The organism is Streptomyces sp. NPDC006476, from assembly GCF_040612015.1.
In the GTDB taxonomy this organism is placed as follows: domain Bacteria; phylum Actinomycetota; class Actinomycetes; order Streptomycetales; family Streptomycetaceae; genus Streptomyces; species Streptomyces griseorubiginosus_B.
Window position 1 is genome coordinate 1 of record NZ_JBEXPK010000068.1, and the last position, 18763, is coordinate 18763.

Consider the following 18763-nt stretch of genomic DNA (forward strand, 5'->3'; position numbering starts at 1 on the left):
CGTTCAGGCTGCCCTCAGCTGCACTAACCTGCTGCGACAGGCCAGCGGCGGGGTCCTTTCACCCCCGCTCGGAATGGAGGCGCCTCGTGGCGCACCAGGGCGTACTTCCAGTCGATCCGGGTGCGGACCGCGTCCGCCGCCGCCCGGTCGGACAGGTTCTCCGCGAACTGCAGCACCGACACCAGCGCGAGCTGCCCCGGCGACAATCCCGGCCTGCCGTCATCCGGGTACAGACCGGCGAACTCCGCGTCCTCGAACAGGACATCCAGCCGGTCCCGGATGCGCATGGCCGGGGTGCCCTTGGGACACGCCGCCCGCGCCGTTCGCACCGTCCGTGCCGGGATTCGCTGGTGACTCTCCGGCCGCAGCGACACCGCGACCACCTCCACCGACGACGCCACCCCGCACACTCCCAGCCAAGCACCGCACACAGGCAGCCGTCAGCGATTTACCAACATCACCAACAGAGTCCCGGCATTGAGGCTAGGCGGGTTGGAAGAGCTCAATGGGGTTGCCGGAGGGATCGTCTAGCAGGATCTGGGAGCCGCCAGGACCGGAGATGATGTCGTTGCGGAACGTTAGTCCAGCGGCGCGCAACCGCTCCACTTCAGCGGCGATGTCATCGATGATCAGGTGGATACGGTTCCAGCCGCCTGGTTCGGGTCGGCGGCCGTCAGGCATGGGACGACCAGCGGAGCTACTTGAACCACTCAACAGCAGCCTGAGGCTGCCCTTCGTGATCTCGGCGAAGGCGGGGGCGGCGCTCGAGCGCAGTTCGAACCCTAGGTGGGTGGTGTAGAAGTCGATGGTTGCGTCGACGTCATCGACGATATAGCGGAAGCTGACGAGGCCCAGCGGCGTCTCCCACATGTTTCAGTCTGCTTTCTGTGTCGGCTGGCTGTAGTTGATGGTGTGGTGCAGGAATGCGTGGCGAATTAAGCAGGGCCGCTGCCGGAACCACCGGCCCTGCTTAGGGTGATCGCCTGCACAGGACGTCAGTCGGATTCGGTTAATTCACCGCATATGAGGTCCGGCGTACCGGGAGTGGCCGCCGTACCAGGACGAGCTGCAGGCCATTGGAGGAACCGGCTCGCGGGCAATCACTTATGGAAGGCCGAGATGTTCACGCCATCCATATGCTCTATTACTCGGTCGCGTGGCTCCACCAGCTCACAGAGGCGCTGAAGCATGGGAAGGCCGTGTCGGGGTCGGCATCGAGTTCTTGGAGGGCCAGTATCTGAATCATATGCGGATTCCTGCACTTTCTGAAATGTAGGGAGTATTTCTCTTTGTGGCGGGGTAGTTTCTAATCCAAGGTGAACAGCTCGTCACCCGGGCCGTGCAGCATACGTTGCACGGCCAGTAGTACCCCGGCCCCGCCGCTCGACAGGTCGGCACTGAAGCGGTGCGCACCCTCGCCGAGGTAGCGGACACCCCGGCTGTGAGGGATGGCGTACTTCAGTAGGCCGGTGGCGATCCGGACGGCGTCCTGGTGGTCTTTCTCCTTCCCGGTCAGTTCGGCGTAATCCGCGAGGGAGTAGGCCAGTCCGGCGAGTCCGGTGTACAGCCCCGCTCCCCGCGGGCAGGACATGCGCGTGCCCGCGACGATCCCCGGCAGTGCCGTGGCGCAGCGCTCGTCCGGTGAGGTCGCGACATACCGGGACAGGACCATCCCCACTCCCGCCGCGCCCACGGCCAGGTAGGGCATGGCACGCTTGATCAAGGCGTTGTCCGAGAAGGAGTAGCTGCCGTCGTCCAGGGAGATCGCGCGGTCCAGTTCCTCGTGGAGCAGTCGTCGGCCCGCTTCGAGGTAGCGGGCGTCGCCGGTGTCGCGGGCCAGGTAGTAGAGGAAGAGGGCCAGTCCGGAGCGGCCGTGGAAGAGTCCGCGGGCATCGTGGTCGCCGAGCCTCGGCACCAGGTCACCGGTTCTGAGGATCGCATCCCCGGCGGTGGCGGCCCGCTCCAGGTGGGTGTTGTCCTGGGTCATGTGGTGGAGGGCGAGCCAGGTCAGGCCGACCCCGGCCCGTCCGCCGGCCAGGGTGGTGGACGACGCGGTGATGGGGTGTCTGTCGGCGCCGTCCACGAGGTCGATCGCCTCGTCCAGGTGGCCGAGCGCGGCCAGGACCCGGGCGATGCCCGCCGACCCCACGCTCAACCCGGGTGGCAGCTGGTCCCGATGTGCCAGGGCGTCACGGCGCAGCCGCTTCTCGATGTCGTCCGGAATGTGCAGGCCCGCGCGGTGCAGGGCGTGCACCACTCCGGCGGTTCCGTAAGCCACACACACGGTGTTGGTGCGGAAGGCCTCGGGCGACGGCGGGAAGACCCAGTCGGGCCTGCCCACGTCGGACATGTCGAGCACGCCCACCGCCACTTTCTCAGCGAGTCGGCCGAGGCAGCCCAGGGGATCGGCGTCGACATCGGAAGGGGCGGCCAGACCGGCGGATTCGTCCTCGGCGGCCTGATAGAAGGCTGTCGCCCGCGTCCACAGATCCCCCGGCGGAGGGGCCGAGGTGCTGAGATCGCGTCGCAGCAGTGCCAGGTTGGACGGGGCGCGCTCCGCGACCTCGTGGAAGGGCGCGAGCAGTGCGAGAGTGAGGGCGGCCATGCCGAACCGGTCCCGCAGGAGCGGATCGGAGTTATCGGCGGTCAGCTCGGGAGGCGGTGTGAATCCCTTGGTGCCCATGGCGGAGGGAGGCCCGCTCAGCGCTGACACGGACTCGAAGTCGACGAACCTGGCGTCACCGGAGGGTGTGACGATGACATTTCCGAGGCTGACGTCTCCGAACCGGAATCCCAGGGCGTGCAGTCGATCGAGCGACTCGTCCAGATGCCGGAGAATCCTTCGGCAGTCGGCGAAGTATGCGGCGAAATCCTCAGGCGTCCGTCCGACTTTGATGATGGGTGACGTGCCACTGATCCAGCTGCGGAGCGACTCTCCTGCGATGTACTCGGTGACGAGGAAGTCGTGCTCCCACTCCGTGAAGTGGTCCAGCGGCTTAGGGCACACCCCGGGAGCGGCTCCGTGCACGATGGAGAGGATGTTGTGTTCGTGTGCCAGCCGCTCCTGCGCGCTGGTGCCGTCCCAGATGAGACCGTTGTGGGCGCGGGCTTCCTTGATGAAGACGATGCGTCCGCTGCGGGTGTCCCGCGCCTTGTACGCGCCCCCGGCGTTGCTCGGTTGCAGCGCTTTGATGATCTCGTAGTCGCGAATGAGGATCGGACCCTCGTGCCCGGCCGGCCCCTCGGCGACGAACGGGTCGCTGATGCCCGAGGGAAGCAGGAAGGCGGGCTTGCGCAGGTCCACGACATCGCGCCCCGAGCCGTCGCGGACGAGCCCTTCTGTGGTGCCGTCGGGCAGTAGCCGGCTCCGACTCCTGAACGCGCCATAACGGTAGTGGACGGTCCGCGAGTCCCGGTACCGGCGGTCGGAGAGGACATAGGGCCCCTCCTCCTCGTGCAACGCGTCGGAAAGGAGATCCAGGAGCCGTCGCGCGGTCTGCGTGTCCGGCGGATAGATCGCGCAGAACTTCCCCGACTGTGCCCGGTGGGCGTGTTTGTGGTGCAGGAAAAGGAAGAAGAACCGGGCGGCGACATGCTTGAACGGGACGCTCTCGGCGAAGCAGATGTCCGCGACCACATCCAGAATGTGCTGGGCGCGTTCCAGTTGGGCCGACACATGGATTTTCCAGCCCTGGTCGGCGCGTGGGGTCTGCCCGCTGCTCCAGACTCTCCAGATGTCCTGGTCCGCGCCGTGCCAGCCGGAGGGTGTCCGGGTGGGAGCGAAGCGCGGTCCGGGGTCGGCGATCGTGGCGAGAGGGGCGTAGTACTGCTCGTCGGCGAAGGCCTCACTGATGGTGTCGAGCATCGGATTCTCCTTGGAGTGCGCTGGGCGCCGGGCGGTACGGCCACCGCGGACCCTGCGGCCGCCGCTTCAGGTCCGTCCCCGCGGAGGACCGGCTCACACCGGTCGAGTCGGTCCGGGGCCACCGAGTCGTCCCTCCGCGACGGGCGGTTCACAACGGGCTGCGGATCACGACGACTGCCAATGGAGTCTGCGGGTGGTGGGTTGGCTTGCGGTTGCCTCGTGGATCAGGATCGGTATATCCGCTGAGAGCGTGCTATCGAGTGGTGTGCGGGTGAACCACCGGGTGTGCGGGGGCGCGGCCTCGGCGCTTGAGCATGCTCAGATCAGCGGCAACCGGGGCTTCGTCAACGGCTGGACCGGTCACGACCGCGTTTTCGGTGTCCGTGTCGCGGTCGCCGGCGTTCCCCTGACCGACGCCAGCGGGAAAACCCCGTCAGCGACTCCGGGCGGTAGTCCGCGCGACGGCGAACCCTCGTAGCGCCGCTCGGGGTCGCGCTGGTGTTCCGCAGCGGGCAGGGGCGCCAGGGCGCCGATCAGAGCGGCACGGGAACTGACGCCGAGCTTGCGGAAGATGCGGGTGAGGTGGGCCTCGACGGTTTTGACCGAGACGAACAGGCTCGATGCGATGTCGCGGTTGGACAGGCCACCGGCCACCAGCCGGGAGACGCGGAGCTCCTGTTCGGAGAGCACTCCATAGGGTGGTGCGTCCTGGGCCGCCCGGGGGCGGCGGGCGCCGATCTGACGCTGGGCGTTGACGGCGAGAGTGCTCAGGTAACCCGCCCCGTGTGCGTCGGCGATCTTCTTCGCACGTCCGACGGCCGTGACGGCGTCGTCCAGCCGCTGGGCCGCGGTGAGCGCCCTGCCGAGCAGAAGCCGTGCGCGGCTCTCCGCCAGGGGCAGGCCGCCGACCGCGAAGGACTCGGCCGCGGTCGAGAAGAGCTCGGCGGCGGTGGACGGATCGTCGTCCCGGGTGACGGCCATGGCGAGCGCGGCGTAGCCCGACTGTCCCGGCAGGTCCACGGCGGCGGCTGCCTGAGCGGCGTGCTCCGCCCAGTTGATGGCCGCGGCCGCCTCACCGCGGGCCATCTCGGCCTGAGCGGCCGTGGAGTACCACATGGCTCTGAGCGCGTGCGTCGTCACCGACCGGTCGGTGCCGGTGATGGTCCGGAGCAGTTCGATGCAGTCGTCAGGTTGTCCCTGGTCGAGGCGGACGGAGGCGAGCACGGCGGCGGACAGCTCCCACAGGCGTCCGCGGCGGCCGACCGCGCGCAGCGCACCCTCGGCCGCATCGACGGCCGCGGCCGGCCCGTCCCACAGGGCGGTGGCCGCCGCGCGCAGCGTCAGGGCGTAACCGATGAGGTCCGGTCGGTCGAGCTGGTGGGCTATTTCCTCGGCGCTCGCCGCCGACGCTATCCCCTCCTCCAGGTTGCCGGTCGCCTGCTGCGCGTAGGACTGGCAGAGCAGTAGATACGGCATCATGTAGCTCTGCCCGGTGAGCCGGGCGATCCGGATACCGCGTGTCATGTGCCGGATGGCGTCGTGGTGGCGCTCCGCCAGGACTTCGGCCCAGCCGAGCTGGCCGACCTCGTCGAGGAAGGTGGCCAGTTCCTCGTCCTCCATGACATCGATCGAGGCCGCGGCTTCGCTGGCGTACGCCCGTAGGAGACCCATGCGCCCGCTGTACGCGGCGCCCAGAGCGCGGCAGGCCGCCACCGCGGTGAGGGTCTTGCGGTCGACGGGGGCGGGAGTGTGGGCGAGGAGTGCGTTGAGCTGTCCGTCCGCCTCGTCGAAGTCACCTTGGGCCATTCCCACCGTGGCGAGCTGTAGCCGGAGCGGATTCGCCCTCGTATCGGTCTCCGGCCATCCGTTGAGCTCGTTCGTGAGGGCGAGTTTCGCCGCCCCGGTACTGCCGAGAATCCGCTCGATCACCGACAGGAACGCGACGATGGGTATGCGTTGATCGCGTCGGTCCGCCGGCACGAGGTCCAGGGCCTGAGTGAGGGCGTCGAGGCAGGCGGTGAGGTCGCCGGTCATCCCGCACGCCTTCGCCAGGCCCATCAGTATCCCCGTCCGGCGCTGGGCCGACTCCTCGGAGCGGTCCGGGACAGACAGTTGCAGCGCCGCGCGCAGCCAGGCTGCCGCAGTCGCCGGTGTGGAGTGGGTGGTGAGGGTGGCCGCCTCGGTGAGGATGCGGACGGCTTCCAGGTCCCCGACCCGCGCCGAGCGCGCGACGTAGGGTGCGCGCTCCACCGGGCTCGCGCCGCTGCCCCGCAGCGCCTCGTCGGCTCGAGCATTCGCGGCGAGCCACCAGCCGGGCGGCGTGTCCCGCGACACCACCTCACGCAGCAGCGGATGCCGGAACTGCAGCAGTTGGCGCACGTCCGGCTGGGGACCGGCGGGGCTGCCGGACCGGATGAGGTCCATCTGCGCCAGGACATCGAGCGCCTCCAGGGCCGCGCCGGTGGTCAGACCGGCCACCGGGCCCAGCAGCATGGGGTCGAAGGGATCGCCCAGTACGGTGGCGGCGCGCAGCGCGGTGAGTTCTTCCTCGGTCAGCAGGGCGATCTCGCGCGCCAGAGCCGCCCGCAGGGTGTCCGGGAGATCGGCCAGCCCCTCGGTCGCGTCGGTGCCGTCCGCGGTGAGCTGGGTCAGTACTTCCAAGTAGAGGGGGTTGCCGCCGCTGACCGCGTAGAGCCGGTCGCGCTGGCCCACGGTGTGTGTGGCGCCGAGCAGTCGCTCGCACGCCTGGCGGTCCAGCGGGGAGAGCGGGATGCGCTCCATCCGGTAGTCGGTGGCGGCGTACTGGAAGGACGCCAGCAGTTTCGCCGCCGCCTGCCGGGGGCGGTGTCCGCAGGCGAGAATCAGAGGGGTTCTGGGCGGATGGCGAAGAAGGTAGTGGAGCAGTGCAACAGAGCCCTCGTCGGCCCAGTGCAGGTCGTCGAGACAGAGCAGTATCCCGCGGTCTCCGCCGACATCCGCCACGAGCCGGCCGACTGCATGATGCAGCCGGTAGCGCTCCAGGTCGAGAAATCGGGGACGTCCGGGATGAGAAGCCGTGCTGTGAGGGAGTACCAGGTCCAGCAGTACGCCCATCTCCTCATCGAGTGGCCCCTGCTCGGCTTGCGTCAGGCGCCCGAGGCAGGAGCGGATGGGGTCGGCGAAGACGCCGAAGGAGCGCTGCTGCTCGAATTCAGAGGCCCGGCCCGACAGGACCGCCAGTCCCTCGGCCCTCGCCAGGTCGGCGAGTTCGGACAGCAGCCTCGTCTTGCCGAGTCCGGGATCGCCGGTGATCTCGATGACGGTGGAGGCGCCCTCCCGGCAGGCGGTGACTGCGGACCGCAGGAGGGCCATTTCCTGTTCCCGTCCGACCAATGGTCTGGGGCGCGCGCCCCGCAGCGCCCCCCGCGCCGTTCCCGCCCCGGCCTGGTGCTGGCTCTGCTCGGTCATGGGGCTCCTCAGTTCTGGCTCCAGTGTCAGCGGTGGTCTTCGCGACGCCGGCGTCCCTCCGGGCAGAACCGATCATCATCCAGGTAGTGGCCCGTTCGCCTCCGTGGAACTACGCAGGTCTCCACGGACGTTGGCCGGGGGCACTCGTGCCGTCACCGGTCCGGCGCCTCCAGCAGCAGGTGTTCCAGGTCGCGGATCAGCTGGGTGGCCGCGGCTCGCCGGTGGGGTGCGAGACCCGTCGATGTGCGGTCCGTATGGGTGGGCCGTGAGGTGGCGAACCGCAGCGCGGTGGCGGCCTGCCGGGCGAACAGGGACAGCAGGTCGAGCTCGGACAGGCTTGAACGGGCCTGTTCGGTCGGGTCGAGTACTTCCAGCACGCCGAGCACCCGGTCGCCGTGGATCAGCGGGGCCGCCATCAGTGCGTCCGGCACGTACTCGGTGGACTGGGCCAGGGACCGGTCGAAGGACGTGCTGGTGGCGAGGTCGTCGACCACGATCGGCTCGCCGGACATCGCTACCCAGCCGGCGATGCCGCGGGCCGCCGGGAAGCGACGGCCGACCAGGAAGTCCTCGCCCCGGCCGGATACCGTCTGGAAGACCAGTTCGCCGGCTTCCTCGTCGAGCAGGAAGACGGAGCTGGCCTGGGCGCCGAAGATCGCTCGGGCGACATCGACGACGGACTGGAGGAGTTCGAGCGCCATCGGATCATGGGATGTGCTCGCGGGCTGGACGTCTAGGGACACGGCGGCACCTTTGCTAGTGGACGTTGGCGGCGGAGGCGTAGAGCGCGCTCTTCAGCTGAAAAGGCGTTATACGTGGTGCTTGCGAGAGGATTCGGGCGCAGAGCCCGGTGATGTAGGGCGTGGCGTAGCTGTTGCCCGTGGATCGGATGGTTTTGCCGCCGAGCCAGGCCACCTCCACGTTCTGGCCGGGGGCGAAGAACTCCACCGGTGGTTGGGGGTTGTACAGGTGCAGTTCGGGGTCGTCCTCTGCGTGGCTGCCGACCGAGATCACTGACGCGAACCGCCACGGGAAGCTCTCCACGGGGGTGTTGTGCGCCGACGCGACGATCACCGTGCCGCCGAAGTACGCTTCGTCGGCCAGGGCGTGCAGTTCCTCGGCGAAGCGGGTCCTGGTGGTGGACAGACTGAGGTTCACCACGTCGAAGCCCTGCTCGACGGCCCAGCGCAGCCCTTCGAGCAGGATGTCCCCGGTACCGGAGAATCGTTCGCCCAGCACCCGCACGCTGTGCAGCTCGCAGTCCGGCGCGACCCGGCGGACGATGCTCGCGCAGGCCGTTCCGTGGCCGCAGGTGTCCCCGGTGTCCGTCTTCTCGACCCGGATGCCTTCGTCGTCCTTGACGACCACCCAGGAGCCGTTCACTCGTCCGACGGCCGGGTGGTCCCGCTCCACGCCGGAGTCGACCACGCAGACCCGAACCCCGTTGCCGGTGGCCTCCGCGGTCGTGCCGCGTACGTCGTCGGCCGCCACCTGTATGTCCTCGGGCCGCTTTCCCCGCAGGCTCCAGGTGAGCCCGGTCGGTGGCGCTGTCGTGCCGGTCGTCATCGGTGCTCGTTCCGTTCGTCGGGAGCAGGGCGGTGGCCGGCCTCCGCGGCCCAGCGCACACCTGGAAGATGGCCCTTGGCGTGGAACACCGCCTTTGCGTGGGCTGCGGACGCCGCTGCCGGGTCGTCCATGCCGAGCAGCCGGAAGGTGTGCGCCTGGTCCAGCGCGGCCACGGCCCGTACCACCGGGGAGTCGGTGCGGTCGGCCGCGTCGAGGGCGCGGGCGGCGAGCCGCAGGGCCTCGTCGTGACGGCCCTGGGCGGCGGCTACCCTGCCCAGCAGGCCGTCGAGCTCCACCGATGCGGCGTGCGGGCGTTCGCCGTCCTGCCCGAGCGGCTTCAGGACGTCGGCGGCCGCTGACCACGCACCGCGGTCCACCAGAAGCCTCGCGGACTCCAGGGCGATGCTGTCCAGCAGCGCGACCGCGCCGAGTCGCCGGGCGGAAGCGGCGGCCGTGTCGAGCAGGGCGAGGGCCTGATCCCCGTGTCCCGCCAGCGCTTCGACCATCGCGGCGAAGAGGGGAAGGACGATCCGGGTCTCGGCGTAGCCCAGCTCCTCGGCAAGTCGTCGCGCCTCGGTCAGGCACTCGTGCGCGGCCGCCCAGTCTTCCCGCAGGGCGAGCAGGACGGCCATCGGGCAGTTCAGGGTCATCCGTACGGTACGCCGCCCGGCGCCGTGCTCGGCGAGCAGCGCCCGGCACCGGGCCATCGCCACGGGCACCGGCTCCGGGCCGCGCCACAGGGAGATGCCGATCGCGCCCAGTGCGGCGGCCCGTTCGGGCTCCGCGTCCGCGCGCACCGCGTGGGCGAGGGCCCGGGTGAGCAGGTTGTCCGCCTTGCCGTGTCGGCCCTGGGACTGGCACTGCTGGGCGAGCCGCAGACAGGCCCGCGCCTGGCCCAGTTCGTCGCCTGCCGCCTCGAACACCGGCAGGACCGTGTCCGCAGCGTCGGCAGGTGACGCATCGTCGGAGCTCACCGTCGCCAGCGCCAGCCGGGCGTGGGCCCTCTCCACCGGATCCGCCGATGTCGCCAGCACGTCCAGGAGCAGCGCTCGACCCTCATCGGCGCGGCCCAGGGCCGCGCGGACCTCGCCGAGCCTGCGAGTGGCCGGGGTTCCGTCCGGCTCACCTGCCCGGCGCAGTGCCACGGACCGGGCCAGCAGATCGTCGGCCCAGGGAAGGTCGGACCGGGCCAGTGCCTGAGCTCCGGACCGGCCGAGCGCGTCGGCGGCCCGGACGCGCAGGGTCTCGGTGGCGTCGTCGAACTGGCCGAGGTCGGCGCGGTAGCCGTAGGCGCGTTCCAGGTGACCGCCCACCGCGGCCGGTCCGGCTCCGATTACCGAGGACAGGGCGGCGGCCTTCTCGTGTCCCTCCGCCCTGGTCCGCTTCGCCATGCACTCATAGGTCACTTCCTGCACCAGGCCACTGCTGAACTGGTAGGACCCCTCGCGGCCGGGCTCCACGAGGCGCCGCCGGCTGAGGCGCGCGAGAACCGGGCCCACGCCGTCAGGCACACCGCAGAGCCGTGCCAGCTCATCCGGAGAGAACTCCCGCCCCATCACCGACGCCAGATCCAGGGCCGCGCGCTCCTGCGCGTCCAGGGCGTCGATCCGCGCGCCCAGCACGGCCTGCACCGTGGGCGGAAGCTCGTCCTGCGAGCCGGTCTCGGCGGCCGCGGCCAGCAGTTGTTCGAGGTGCAGGGGATTGCCGTTCGCGCGCTCCAGAAGACGGGTCGGCGTGGTGTCCCAGTGGGCGCTGACGTCCGTCAACTCGGCGGCCAGGAGCACCGATTCGTCGTACGACAGCCCCCGCAGAGGCAACGGCCGGACCGGGGCGAACGCCAGCGCGGGCCGCGACTCCAGCAGCTCGGGCCTGGTCAGGCAGACAAGTAGGACGGCGGCCCGGTCCAGCTCCGGGACCAGCCGGTCCAGGACGTCGAGGAGCAGCGGCCCGGCCCAGTGGCAGTCGTCGATCACCAGCACCACCGGCTGCCGCGTGGACAGTTCGGTCAGGACGTGGACGAGGGCGGCACAGGTGTCCTCCACCGTCGGGTTGGGTGTGCCGTCGAGCAGCAGACCGCCCAAGAGCACGCGCAGTGCTTCCGTGTCGCTCTGAGCGCCGATGCGGTTCTCCGCGAGGAGGGAGGCTACCGAGTCGGCGAGCGGGCTCAGACTGCCGTGATCGCCGTACTGCCGGCACCGGCCGACGCCGTACAGGATGGCGCGGGAGTGGATCCACTCCCTCAGCAGCCGGGTCTTCCCTTGTCCCGCCTCCCCGTGGACCATGACTCGCTGTGCGCCCCGATGTTCTGCCACGTCCGCCAAGGCGGCGTCCAGTGCAGCGAGTTCGGACCGCCGTCCGACAAAGGGCACGTCGAAGCGGCGCAGCAGTGCGGGATCGTCCTCGCCGAGACCCAGCAGCCGGTAGGCGGGCACCGGATCGGCCTTGCCCTTGAGCGACAGGGGCCCCACCGGCTCGGCACGTACCCCGGCCCCGGCGGACAGCAGGGTGTCAGGGCCGATCAGGATCTGACCGGCTCCGGCGTTCTGCTCCAGGCGGGCGGCGAGGTTGACGGTCTCACCCGAGACGAGCGCCTGCCGGGCCGAGGAATCGGAACCGGACACGACCTGGCCGGTGTTGACGCCAATGCGGACGTTGAGCCGCACGCCCAACGTCGCGTCGAGTTCTGCGTTGAGTCCGTCCAGGGCGGCGACCATGCCGAGGGCGGCGGCGAGCGCCCGTCGCGCGTCGTCCTCGTGCACGGCCGGTACCCCGAAGACCGCCATGACCGCGTCCCCGATGAACTTCTCGACGGTGCCGCCGTGGAACTCGATCTGCCGCCGCATCAACTCGAAGTAGCGCAGCGTCACCGAGCGAAGCGTCTCCGGGTCGAGGCCTCCGGACAGCGCGGTGGAGCCGACCAGATCGCAGAACAGCACTGTCACCACCTTGCGGGACTCCGACGCGGCCACGGGTGCGGCGGGGGCGCACGGCGATCCGCACGACGGGCAGAATCGGGCGGTGAGTGGTAGCGCGCACCCGCATTCGGAGCAGGGCATGTCGGAGTCCTCCGTGGTCGTGGAACGGCTCAGAAGAGCGCGCCGCCGGCTATCTCGCTGTGGGCCTGGACTTCGGGTCCCACTTCGTCCAGTCGGCCCTTGATGTCCACCAAGACCGCCAGTTCCTGCGGTGTGAGGGCGCCGAGGACTTCCTGCTGTTCCTCGGTGAGCGCGTCGATGGCGAACCCGGCCCTGTGAAGGCGGTCGAGCGGTGAGTGGTCTTCGGTCATCGAGTTCCTCCCGGAGTGGTCGCAAGGTGCGAGAACAGACGGGTGACCCCGTCGGTCGTACGGAGCGCGCTGACGGCCACCAGGGCCTGCTGGGCGGTGGTGAGCGGCAGGGCGTCGAGAAGGGCATCCAGTGCGGCGACGTGCCCACAATCCAGGTCCGCGTGCTCCCGGACCGTACGGAACGCGGTGTGAGGGAGACCGGTTCCGGCGGCGAGCCGGTCCGCCAGCCACGGCGCCGGCGCGTTGTCCTCCAGGACCAGGATGTAGCCGAGCAGGGCGACGGGATGGTGGTGTTCGATCCAGTAGTACTGCGCTCCGGCCAGCTCGGCGACCACGGGGGAGGGCAGCCGGTCGGCGGCTTCCGTCGGATCGGCTCCGGCCGCGGCGAGGTCTTCGAGCAACCAGTCGTCGTGCCCGCGCTCCTCCTCCGCGTGCCGCTCCAGATACCGGCCGAGCGGGCCGGCGACCGGATCGCGCGGAGCCAGCTCCGTACAGCGCCGGGCGGCCCGCTCCATCAGCGGTACGGAGGCCCGGATCAGTGCGTGCATCGTGTACAGGTACTCGACATAGCGGCTGGTGAGGCCGCACGGCTGCCATAGTGCCGTCGTGGCGGAACGCAGCACCGGGGTGACGAGGTCCAGCTTGACGCGCAGCGCGGCGGAAGCGCTCAGCCGGTTCACCGGGGGCCTCCCGCTACGGCGGGCAGCGCCACCAGCTCGGCGTAGGGCGCGCAGCCGTACCGCCGCAGCAGCTCGACCGGACCGGCATCGGCCTGCATCCTGGCGGCCTCCAGGTCGAGCAGCTCACCGACGAGGCCGGACGCGTCCCGCTCGGCACCGGAGATCACGTCCGGGTGCTCGGACAGGCCCCGGCATCCGGCGCAGTAGCCGGATTGACCGCACCCGGGGGCGTACCGGCCGTAGAGATGGGCGGGTCCGACGGCCCGGACCATCCGCAGCACCGGCGAGGACAGTGAACGGCGGCGCACGGTCGCCCAGTCGTCCTTGGCGATGTGACCCAGAAGCAGGTGCGGCGGGGCAGGCCTGCGGTCGACGGTCTGCTGGTTGCAGCAGGCCAGCACGGCGCCGTCGAAGGCCACCACCGGCCAGGCGGCCATCGCGCACGGCAGTGCCCGGCCGTCGTCCGGGCGATGCGTGGCGGCGGCGGCCCAGGCGGCGGCACGGCCCACCGGGCGCACCTCGTTGACCAGCATGGGTACCTGGTCGGCGAACTCCCGTCTGATGGCGTCGGTCACGTCGGCGAGATAGGGGTCCTGTGGTCCCGTGCCGGTGAGGTGAAAGCTGACGGGGATGCCCGAGTCGAGCACCTGACGCACCGCCCGGAAGACGTCGGCGCGGGGTATCTCCCGCTCGTGGAAGGCGTCCAGGCTCGCCGAGAAGTGGTCGACCGAGGTGATCGCCCGCATGATCGGCGGCGGTATCCGGCCGCTCTTGGCGAAGAACATCCCGCTCAGCAGCACACTGCGCGATCCGGCCGCTCTGATCCGGGAGGCCAGTTCGTCCACCAGGCCGGGCCGCAGCAGCGGTTCCCCACCCGTCAGCATGACCGCCTCTGGCCGGTCATTCTCGGTGAACGAGCCTACGAACCCCAGCAGTTGCTCGGCGATGGGCTCCTCGCCGGTCAGCGTGGAGGAGGTCGAGCAGTGGGCGCAGCTCAGGGGGCAGCGGCGGGTGAGGGTCAGGAGCAGACCGGCGCTGGGCACCGGCCGGAGTGCGATGAGTTCGGCCAGTTCCATATGCCGCCCTCTCCATCGCTCGGTGCGCCGCCCGGGTGCGGCCATCTCACGCAAGTGTCCGGACGGGCGGTTCTGATCCGGCTGAGGGGCGTTCTGGCACCGGTATATCCGCTGTTCACGGAGTGCGACGTGAAGTCCGCAACCGGAAAGCAAACGCCGTCGGCCGCCGTGCAAATGCCCTTTGAACTGGGCGAACATCATTTACATACCGATGGCGGGCCGTTGTCGAACTCTTCGTGCCTACCTTCTCGTCTCGTCGGGTCGGCAGCCGCCGCCCGGCTCCGTGCCCCAACCGTTTTCACTAACAGTGAGGAGATCGTCATGGCTGAGAACACCGAGCCGACCAACGACACGACCGAGGACGCCGCGGAGGTCGAGGCCCACTCGGTCCTGGACAACCAGGGCCTCGGCAAGGACATGGACAAGTCGGAGAGTGCCTGCGTCAGCGTCGTTAGCGTCGTCGAGGAGAAGTAGCAGCTCGGACGTGGTGCGGCTTCGCCGCGGTGGCGGAGCCGCCCCAGCTCACCCGACCCGCGGTCAGCTGACCGCCGTCACGAAGTCACGGGAGATCATCATGGCTGAGAACACCGAGCCGACCGACGACACGGTCGAGGACGTCCCGGAGGTCGAGGCCCACTCGGTGCTGGACAACCAGAGCCTGGGCAAGGGCATCGACAGTGCCGGTATCTGGACGTGTCTGAGCAACTTGAGCGAGATCAACGCATTGTAGTGACAGCCGGGTGCGGGGCGGAGACGGCCCGCGCCCGCTGCCCACCCTCCCCTACCTGAGATGTCCTGGGTGCCTGCGAGCGGGCGCGCCCGTGTCCACCACTCCCGGGGGCGTGACTTCCTCTCGCCGTCCTGCGGCCCAACCCTTGGAGGGCGATCTCTTGAATGACTCGTCGTCTGGCGCTGTCGGTCATGGCAGTGCCGTCAGGCTGAGCGGCATCCGAGACTTCCGGCTGCTGTGGATCAGTGGCCTGCTGGCTTCCCTGGGCTCGCAGATGTCCTCGATTGCGCTTCCCTTGCTGGTGCTGCGCCAGACCGGTTCCCCGGTGGAGGCCGGCGCCGTGGGCAGTGTCTCGATCGGTGCTCTGCTCGTCACCATGTTGCCCGGGGGCGCGCTCGCCGACACAGTCGAGCGGCGGCGGCTCATGCGGGTCTGCGACCTGGGCAGCACGCTAGTCGTCGGGGCGCTGGCAGTCGCCGTCCTGCTGGGCCGGACGCCGCTTGTTCTGATGCTGCTGGTGGCGGGGATCGGAGCCGTGATCAACAGCATGTACGGGCCCGCGGCCCTCGGACTGCTGCGCGCGATCGTACCCGGCGAACTGCTCGGTGCCGCCTCGTCCAGGTTGCAGGCCAGGGGCGCCGCCGCGCGGCTTGTCGGCCCGATGGCGGGCGGGGCCCTTTACGCGGTGCACCCGGCGCTGCCGTTCGCTGCCGAGGCCGTCGGGCTGTTGTTGTCCACCAGTTGTCTGGCCTTCGTCCGCACGCGCTCGGCACCGGGCCCGGGGGCCGGTTCGGCCTTCTCCGGGCGGGAGTTCGTGGCCGGAGTGACCTTCCTCTGGAGCCGTCCCTATCTGCGCACCGTACTGATCGTCTTCGGGCTGGGCATGAACAGTGCCTTCAGCTCGTTGATGTTCGTGGCGCTGGCGACGGCCTCCCACAACGGCAGTTCCGGCATCGGGGGCGGCACCATTGTCTCGCTCACCGCGGTCGGTTCCCTGGTGGGGTCGCTGCTCGCTCCGAGGGTTCCCCCGGCGCTGCGGACCGGAAGGCTGATCGGTGCCACCTGCTGGGCCTGTACCGGGACGGCCCTGCTGCTACCGATAAGTCAGAATCCGTTGTACGTGGGCATGTTGTGCGCCTTGGCCATCGCCACCGCGTCCATGGCGAGCATCGGCTTCCTGACCGCTCTGCTGGCGGCCACCCCGGAGCGCATGGTCGGGCGCGTGCAGAGCGCCGCCGGCTTCATCTCCTCGATTGTGCAGCCACTCGGCCCGCTGGCAGGAGGCGTGCTGCTCGCCGCCTGCGGAGCAGGCACGACGTATCTCGTGTTGGGCGGGGTGTTCCTGATGTGCGCCGCGGTCATCTCATGGGCCCCGTCGGTTCGCCGGGAGCCGACGCCCGGCACGGCGGACGCCCCGGGCCCGGTACTGACCCACGAGTAGTCGTACAAGCCCCCACTCACACCTTGACCCGTGGTAGGAGAGAAAACCGTGCCAGATCCCCGCATAGCGCTGATGTACGGCACCGCTGACCGCGTGTACTACGAGACGCCCGGCCGCCTGGCGGATGACGCCACACGCTATCCCCTGACGCAGGAAGAAGTTCCGGCGGGCTGGCGCCGTTCGGTGAAGGGGCTGTGGACCAACCTGACTCCGGACGGGGCCTCACTGGCCGACCAGGGCTGGAAGATCCATCTGTCGGCGACTCCGCAGACGGCGGAGGTGACCCTGGGCCGTGCGGCCGCCGTCTGCCTGGCCCATGGCGTCCCGTTCAAGTTCCTGCGCAGCGAGCAGGCGCTCCTGCTGATGTCCGACAAGAACATGTCGCGAGGCACTAGCGGAAAGTTCGTCACCGTCTATCCGTCGGACGACACGCAACTGGAGGCGATGCTGGGCGAGTTGGTCATCGCCCTGGACGGCCTTCCGGGCCCGTACATCCTCAGTGACCTGAGGATCGGCCAGGGCCCGGTGTACGTCCGATACGGGGCGTTCGTGGAGCAGCGGTGCCCGGACGAGGACGGAGTGCCCGCCCCTGCGTTGCGGGACCCGTCCGGCGAGCTTGTCCCCGATGTCCGGGCACCGGTCTTCCATGTACCTGAGTGGGTGAAGGTGCCGCCGGTCCTGGAGCCGCATGTCGTCGCCCGGCGGGAGGCACGCGACGACGGTTTCCCGTACGTGATCCGGGAGGCTCTGCACTTCTCCAACGCGGGCGGCATCTACCGTGCCGAGCACCGCGAGACCGGCCAGCAGGTCGTCCTGCGGGAAGCGCGTCCCTTCAGCGGACTCGACGGAGCGGGCAGCGACGCGGTTGAACGGCTGCACAACGAGTACCGCGCGCTCATGAGACTTCAGGGACTGGACTGCGTTCCCCGCCTCCACGGACTGCGTACCGTCTGGGAGCACCACCTCCTCATCGAGGAGTACGTCGAGGGGCCGACCCTCATGGAAGCGACGATCAGCCGTTACCCGCTCCCCGGCCGGGACATGTCGGAAGCGGCCTTCCGCACCTACGCGGGCTGGGTGGCGACGGTGATCGGCAACCTGGCCGCGGCCCTGGACGCCTTGCACGAACGGGGCGTGTGCTTCCGCGACGTGCATCCCCGCAATGTCATCGTGCGCCCCGACGACTCCGTGGTGCTGGTGGACTTCGAGTATGCCGCCGACCTCGCCGAGCGCAATCTCCCGCGTGTGGGCGCCGCCGGCTTCACCGCGCCTGCCGGAGCTACGGGAGCCGAAGCGGATCGGTACGGTCTATGGGCGACCTGGCTGTTCATGTTCATGCCCCTGACGGAGATGACCGACTTCGATCCGGCCAAGGCCGTGCTGCTCGAAGCGACGGTCCGGGAACGCTTCCGGCTGTCTCCTGCAGAGGGCCCGCGCAGGCCGGTGATCAAGGAAACCGGGACAACCATCGCCCGGCAGGCTGCCGAGGTCGACGACCTCTTCGACCGTGTGCCCTTCGGCTGGCCCGCAGTACGTGATGAGCTCATCGCGGGTATCCACGCCTGCGCGACCCCGGACCGTGCCGATCGGCTGTTCCCGGCCCACTGGTCGGTCTTCGACACCGGCGGCCACACGCTCGCCCATGGCGCGGCCGGTGTGCTTCTGGCTCTGCATCGGGTGGGTGCCGCGGTTCCGGCCGAGTACGTCGACTGGCTCGTGAAGTCGGCGCGCCGCGCCCGCCCCCAGAAGGGGTACGGACTGTACGACGGACTGCACGGTGCCGCCGCCGTGCTCGAGGAACTCGGCCGCCCCGACGAGGCTCTGGAGGTGCTGGCGAGCGCCCGAACGGCCGGCGACCCGGTGCGGCCCGGCCTGTTCGGTGGCCAGGCCGGGGTGGCGCTCAACCTCTGCCACTTCGCCGAACGCACCGGAGACGGGTCGCTGCTCGACGAAGCCGCACGCACCGCGGAGCGCCTGGACAGCCTGCTACGTGGGGAAGAGCACGACGGCCTCCGGCTGCCGTCCACCGCCGGGCTCCTGGACGGGTTCAGCGGTTCTGCCCTGCTCCAGCTCCGGCTCCACAGAATCACCGGGGAACAGCGGTATCTGACAGCGGCGCGGGCTGCCCTGGAATGGGACCTCGGACACTGCGTCACCATGCCCGACGGGACCGTCCAGGCGAAGTACGGCCACCGCCACCTGGCCTACCTGGAGGGGGGCAGCGGCGGAATGGCGCTCGTCGCGCGGGAATACCTGGCCCACGCCGACGATCCCACCCTCATGACGTTCACGGCGTCCGTCCGCCCCGTCTGCGCCTCCGAGTTCGTCCGGGAGCCGGGGCTGTTCAAGGGCCGGGCCGGCCTGATCGCGATACTGAGCCTGCTCAGCGAACCCGGTCAGGAGGAGCAGGCGCTCGAACCGATCCGCAGGCTCTCCTGGCACGCGGTGCGCAAAGACGGCGGCCTGTTCTTCCCCGGGGCCGGTCTGATGCGGCTCTCCGCCGACCTCGCCACCGGCTCGGCAGGCATCCTGCTCGCCCTCCACATCGTGTTCGAGGGCAAGGGCGACCTCAGCCGGCTGCTTCCGATCAGCCTCGGCTGACGGCGGCGGACCTCACCCGCGGTCCACCGGGCGCGGAGCGGAAGCGCTCCGCGCGCGCCGCCCATGCGTTC

The 18763-nt window shown here is 69.9% G+C and carries 14 protein-coding genes; 4 read left to right on the forward strand and 10 right to left on the reverse strand.

Annotated elements, in window-relative coordinates:
* Positions 1-23: 23 nt before the first annotated feature.
* The 10 genes from ABZZ74_RS42530 to ABZZ74_RS42575 all read right to left on the reverse strand — a co-directional run bounded on the left by ABZZ74_RS42530 (position 24) and on the right by ABZZ74_RS42575 (position 13920).
* The gene (locus ABZZ74_RS42530) at positions 24-401 is read right to left on the reverse strand and encodes a transposase (RefSeq protein ID WP_356949500.1); all 378 of its coding nucleotides are present in this window, start codon (positions 399-401) and stop codon (positions 24-26) included.
* 82 nt (positions 402-483) lie between these two features.
* Positions 484-870 (reverse strand): VOC family protein, encoded by a 387-nt coding sequence (locus tag ABZZ74_RS42535; RefSeq protein WP_356949501.1) that lies wholly within the window; start codon positions 868-870, stop codon positions 484-486.
* A gap of 436 nt (positions 871-1306) precedes the next feature.
* Positions 1307-3865 (reverse strand): class III lanthionine synthetase LanKC, encoded by a 2559-nt coding sequence (lanKC, locus tag ABZZ74_RS42540; protein ID WP_356949502.1) that lies wholly within the window; start codon positions 3863-3865, stop codon positions 1307-1309.
* Positions 3866-4225: 360 nt separating this feature from the next.
* A complete protein-coding gene (locus ABZZ74_RS42545) occupies positions 4226-7312 on the reverse strand; it encodes an AAA family ATPase (RefSeq protein ID WP_356949503.1) in 3087 nt (1028 codons plus the stop codon).
* A 152-nt stretch (positions 7313-7464) separates the two neighbouring features.
* Positions 7465-8013 carry a GAF domain-containing protein gene (locus ABZZ74_RS42550; RefSeq protein ID WP_356949539.1) on the reverse strand — a complete coding sequence of 183 codons (549 nt, stop codon included), beginning with the start codon at positions 8011-8013 and terminating at the stop codon, positions 7465-7467.
* A gap of 55 nt (positions 8014-8068) precedes the next feature.
* A complete protein-coding gene (locus tag ABZZ74_RS42555) occupies positions 8069-8878 on the reverse strand; it encodes a S8 family serine peptidase (RefSeq protein ID WP_356949504.1) in 810 nt (269 codons plus the stop codon).
* Positions 8875-11847, reverse strand: a complete 2973-nt coding sequence (locus ABZZ74_RS42560) for an adenylate/guanylate cyclase domain-containing protein (protein WP_356949505.1) — start codon at positions 11845-11847, stop codon at positions 8875-8877. Before ABZZ74_RS42560 ends, ABZZ74_RS42555 begins: the two co-directional genes overlap by 4 nt.
* 116 nt (positions 11848-11963) lie before the next feature.
* Positions 11964-12164, reverse strand: coding sequence for an aroma-sacti cluster domain-containing protein (locus ABZZ74_RS42565; protein ID WP_356949506.1), 201 nt, complete (start codon positions 12162-12164; stop codon positions 11964-11966).
* Entirely contained in the window at positions 12161-12844 is a 684-nt protein-coding gene (locus tag ABZZ74_RS42570; RefSeq protein ID WP_356949507.1) for an iron-containing redox enzyme family protein, read from the reverse strand. Before ABZZ74_RS42570 ends, ABZZ74_RS42565 begins: the two co-directional genes overlap by 4 nt.
* Positions 12841-13920 carry a radical SAM protein gene (locus tag ABZZ74_RS42575; protein ID WP_356949508.1) on the reverse strand — a complete coding sequence of 360 codons (1080 nt, stop codon included), beginning with the start codon at positions 13918-13920 and terminating at the stop codon, positions 12841-12843. Before ABZZ74_RS42575 ends, ABZZ74_RS42570 begins: the two co-directional genes overlap by 4 nt.
* 321 nt (positions 13921-14241) lie before the next feature.
* Here ABZZ74_RS42575 and ABZZ74_RS42580 point away from each other — a divergent pair, with 321 nt between their 5' ends.
* The 4 genes from ABZZ74_RS42580 (at position 14242) to lanKC (ABZZ74_RS42595) (ending at position 18692) form a co-directional block, all read left to right on the forward strand.
* Positions 14242-14394 (forward strand): hypothetical protein, encoded by a 153-nt coding sequence (locus tag ABZZ74_RS42580; protein ID WP_356949509.1) that lies wholly within the window; start codon positions 14242-14244, stop codon positions 14392-14394.
* Between the two features lie 100 nt (positions 14395-14494).
* The gene (locus ABZZ74_RS42585) at positions 14495-14650 is read left to right on the forward strand and encodes a hypothetical protein (protein WP_356949510.1); all 156 of its coding nucleotides are present in this window, start codon (positions 14495-14497) and stop codon (positions 14648-14650) included.
* A gap of 160 nt (positions 14651-14810) precedes the next feature.
* On the forward strand, positions 14811-16091 hold the full coding sequence (locus tag ABZZ74_RS42590; RefSeq protein ID WP_356949511.1) for an MFS transporter: 1281 nt from the start codon (positions 14811-14813) through the stop codon (positions 16089-16091).
* Between the two features lie 48 nt (positions 16092-16139).
* Positions 16140-18692 carry a class III lanthionine synthetase LanKC gene (gene lanKC, locus ABZZ74_RS42595; protein WP_356949512.1) on the forward strand — a complete coding sequence of 851 codons (2553 nt, stop codon included), beginning with the start codon at positions 16140-16142 and terminating at the stop codon, positions 18690-18692.
* Positions 18693-18763: the final 71 nt, after the last annotated feature.

What these genes read in the sequence shown, in the direction of transcription:
- ABZZ74_RS42575 (WP_356949508.1), bottom strand. Translation starts at nt 13,920, where the DNA reads ATGGAACTGGCCGAACTCATCGCACTCCGGCCGGTGCCCAGCGCCGGT.
- ABZZ74_RS42545 (WP_356949503.1), bottom strand. Translation starts at nt 7,312, where the DNA reads ATGACCGAGCAGAGCCAGCACCAGGCCGGGGCGGGAACGGCGCGGGGG.
- ABZZ74_RS42585 (WP_356949510.1), top strand. Translation starts at nt 14,495, where the DNA reads ATGGCTGAGAACACCGAGCCGACCGACGACACGGTCGAGGACGTCCCG.
- ABZZ74_RS42555 (WP_356949504.1), bottom strand. Translation starts at nt 8,878, where the DNA reads ATGACGACCGGCACGACAGCGCCACCGACCGGGCTCACCTGGAGCCTG.
- ABZZ74_RS42565 (WP_356949506.1), bottom strand. Translation starts at nt 12,164, where the DNA reads ATGACCGAAGACCACTCACCGCTCGACCGCCTTCACAGGGCCGGGTTC.
- ABZZ74_RS42550 (WP_356949539.1), bottom strand. Translation starts at nt 8,013, where the DNA reads ATGGCGCTCGAACTCCTCCAGTCCGTCGTCGATGTCGCCCGAGCGATC.
- ABZZ74_RS42580 (WP_356949509.1), top strand. Translation starts at nt 14,242, where the DNA reads ATGGCTGAGAACACCGAGCCGACCAACGACACGACCGAGGACGCCGCG.
- ABZZ74_RS42535 (WP_356949501.1), bottom strand. Translation starts at nt 870, where the DNA reads ATGTGGGAGACGCCGCTGGGCCTCGTCAGCTTCCGCTATATCGTCGAT.
- lanKC (WP_356949502.1), bottom strand. Translation starts at nt 3,865, where the DNA reads ATGCTCGACACCATCAGTGAGGCCTTCGCCGACGAGCAGTACTACGCC.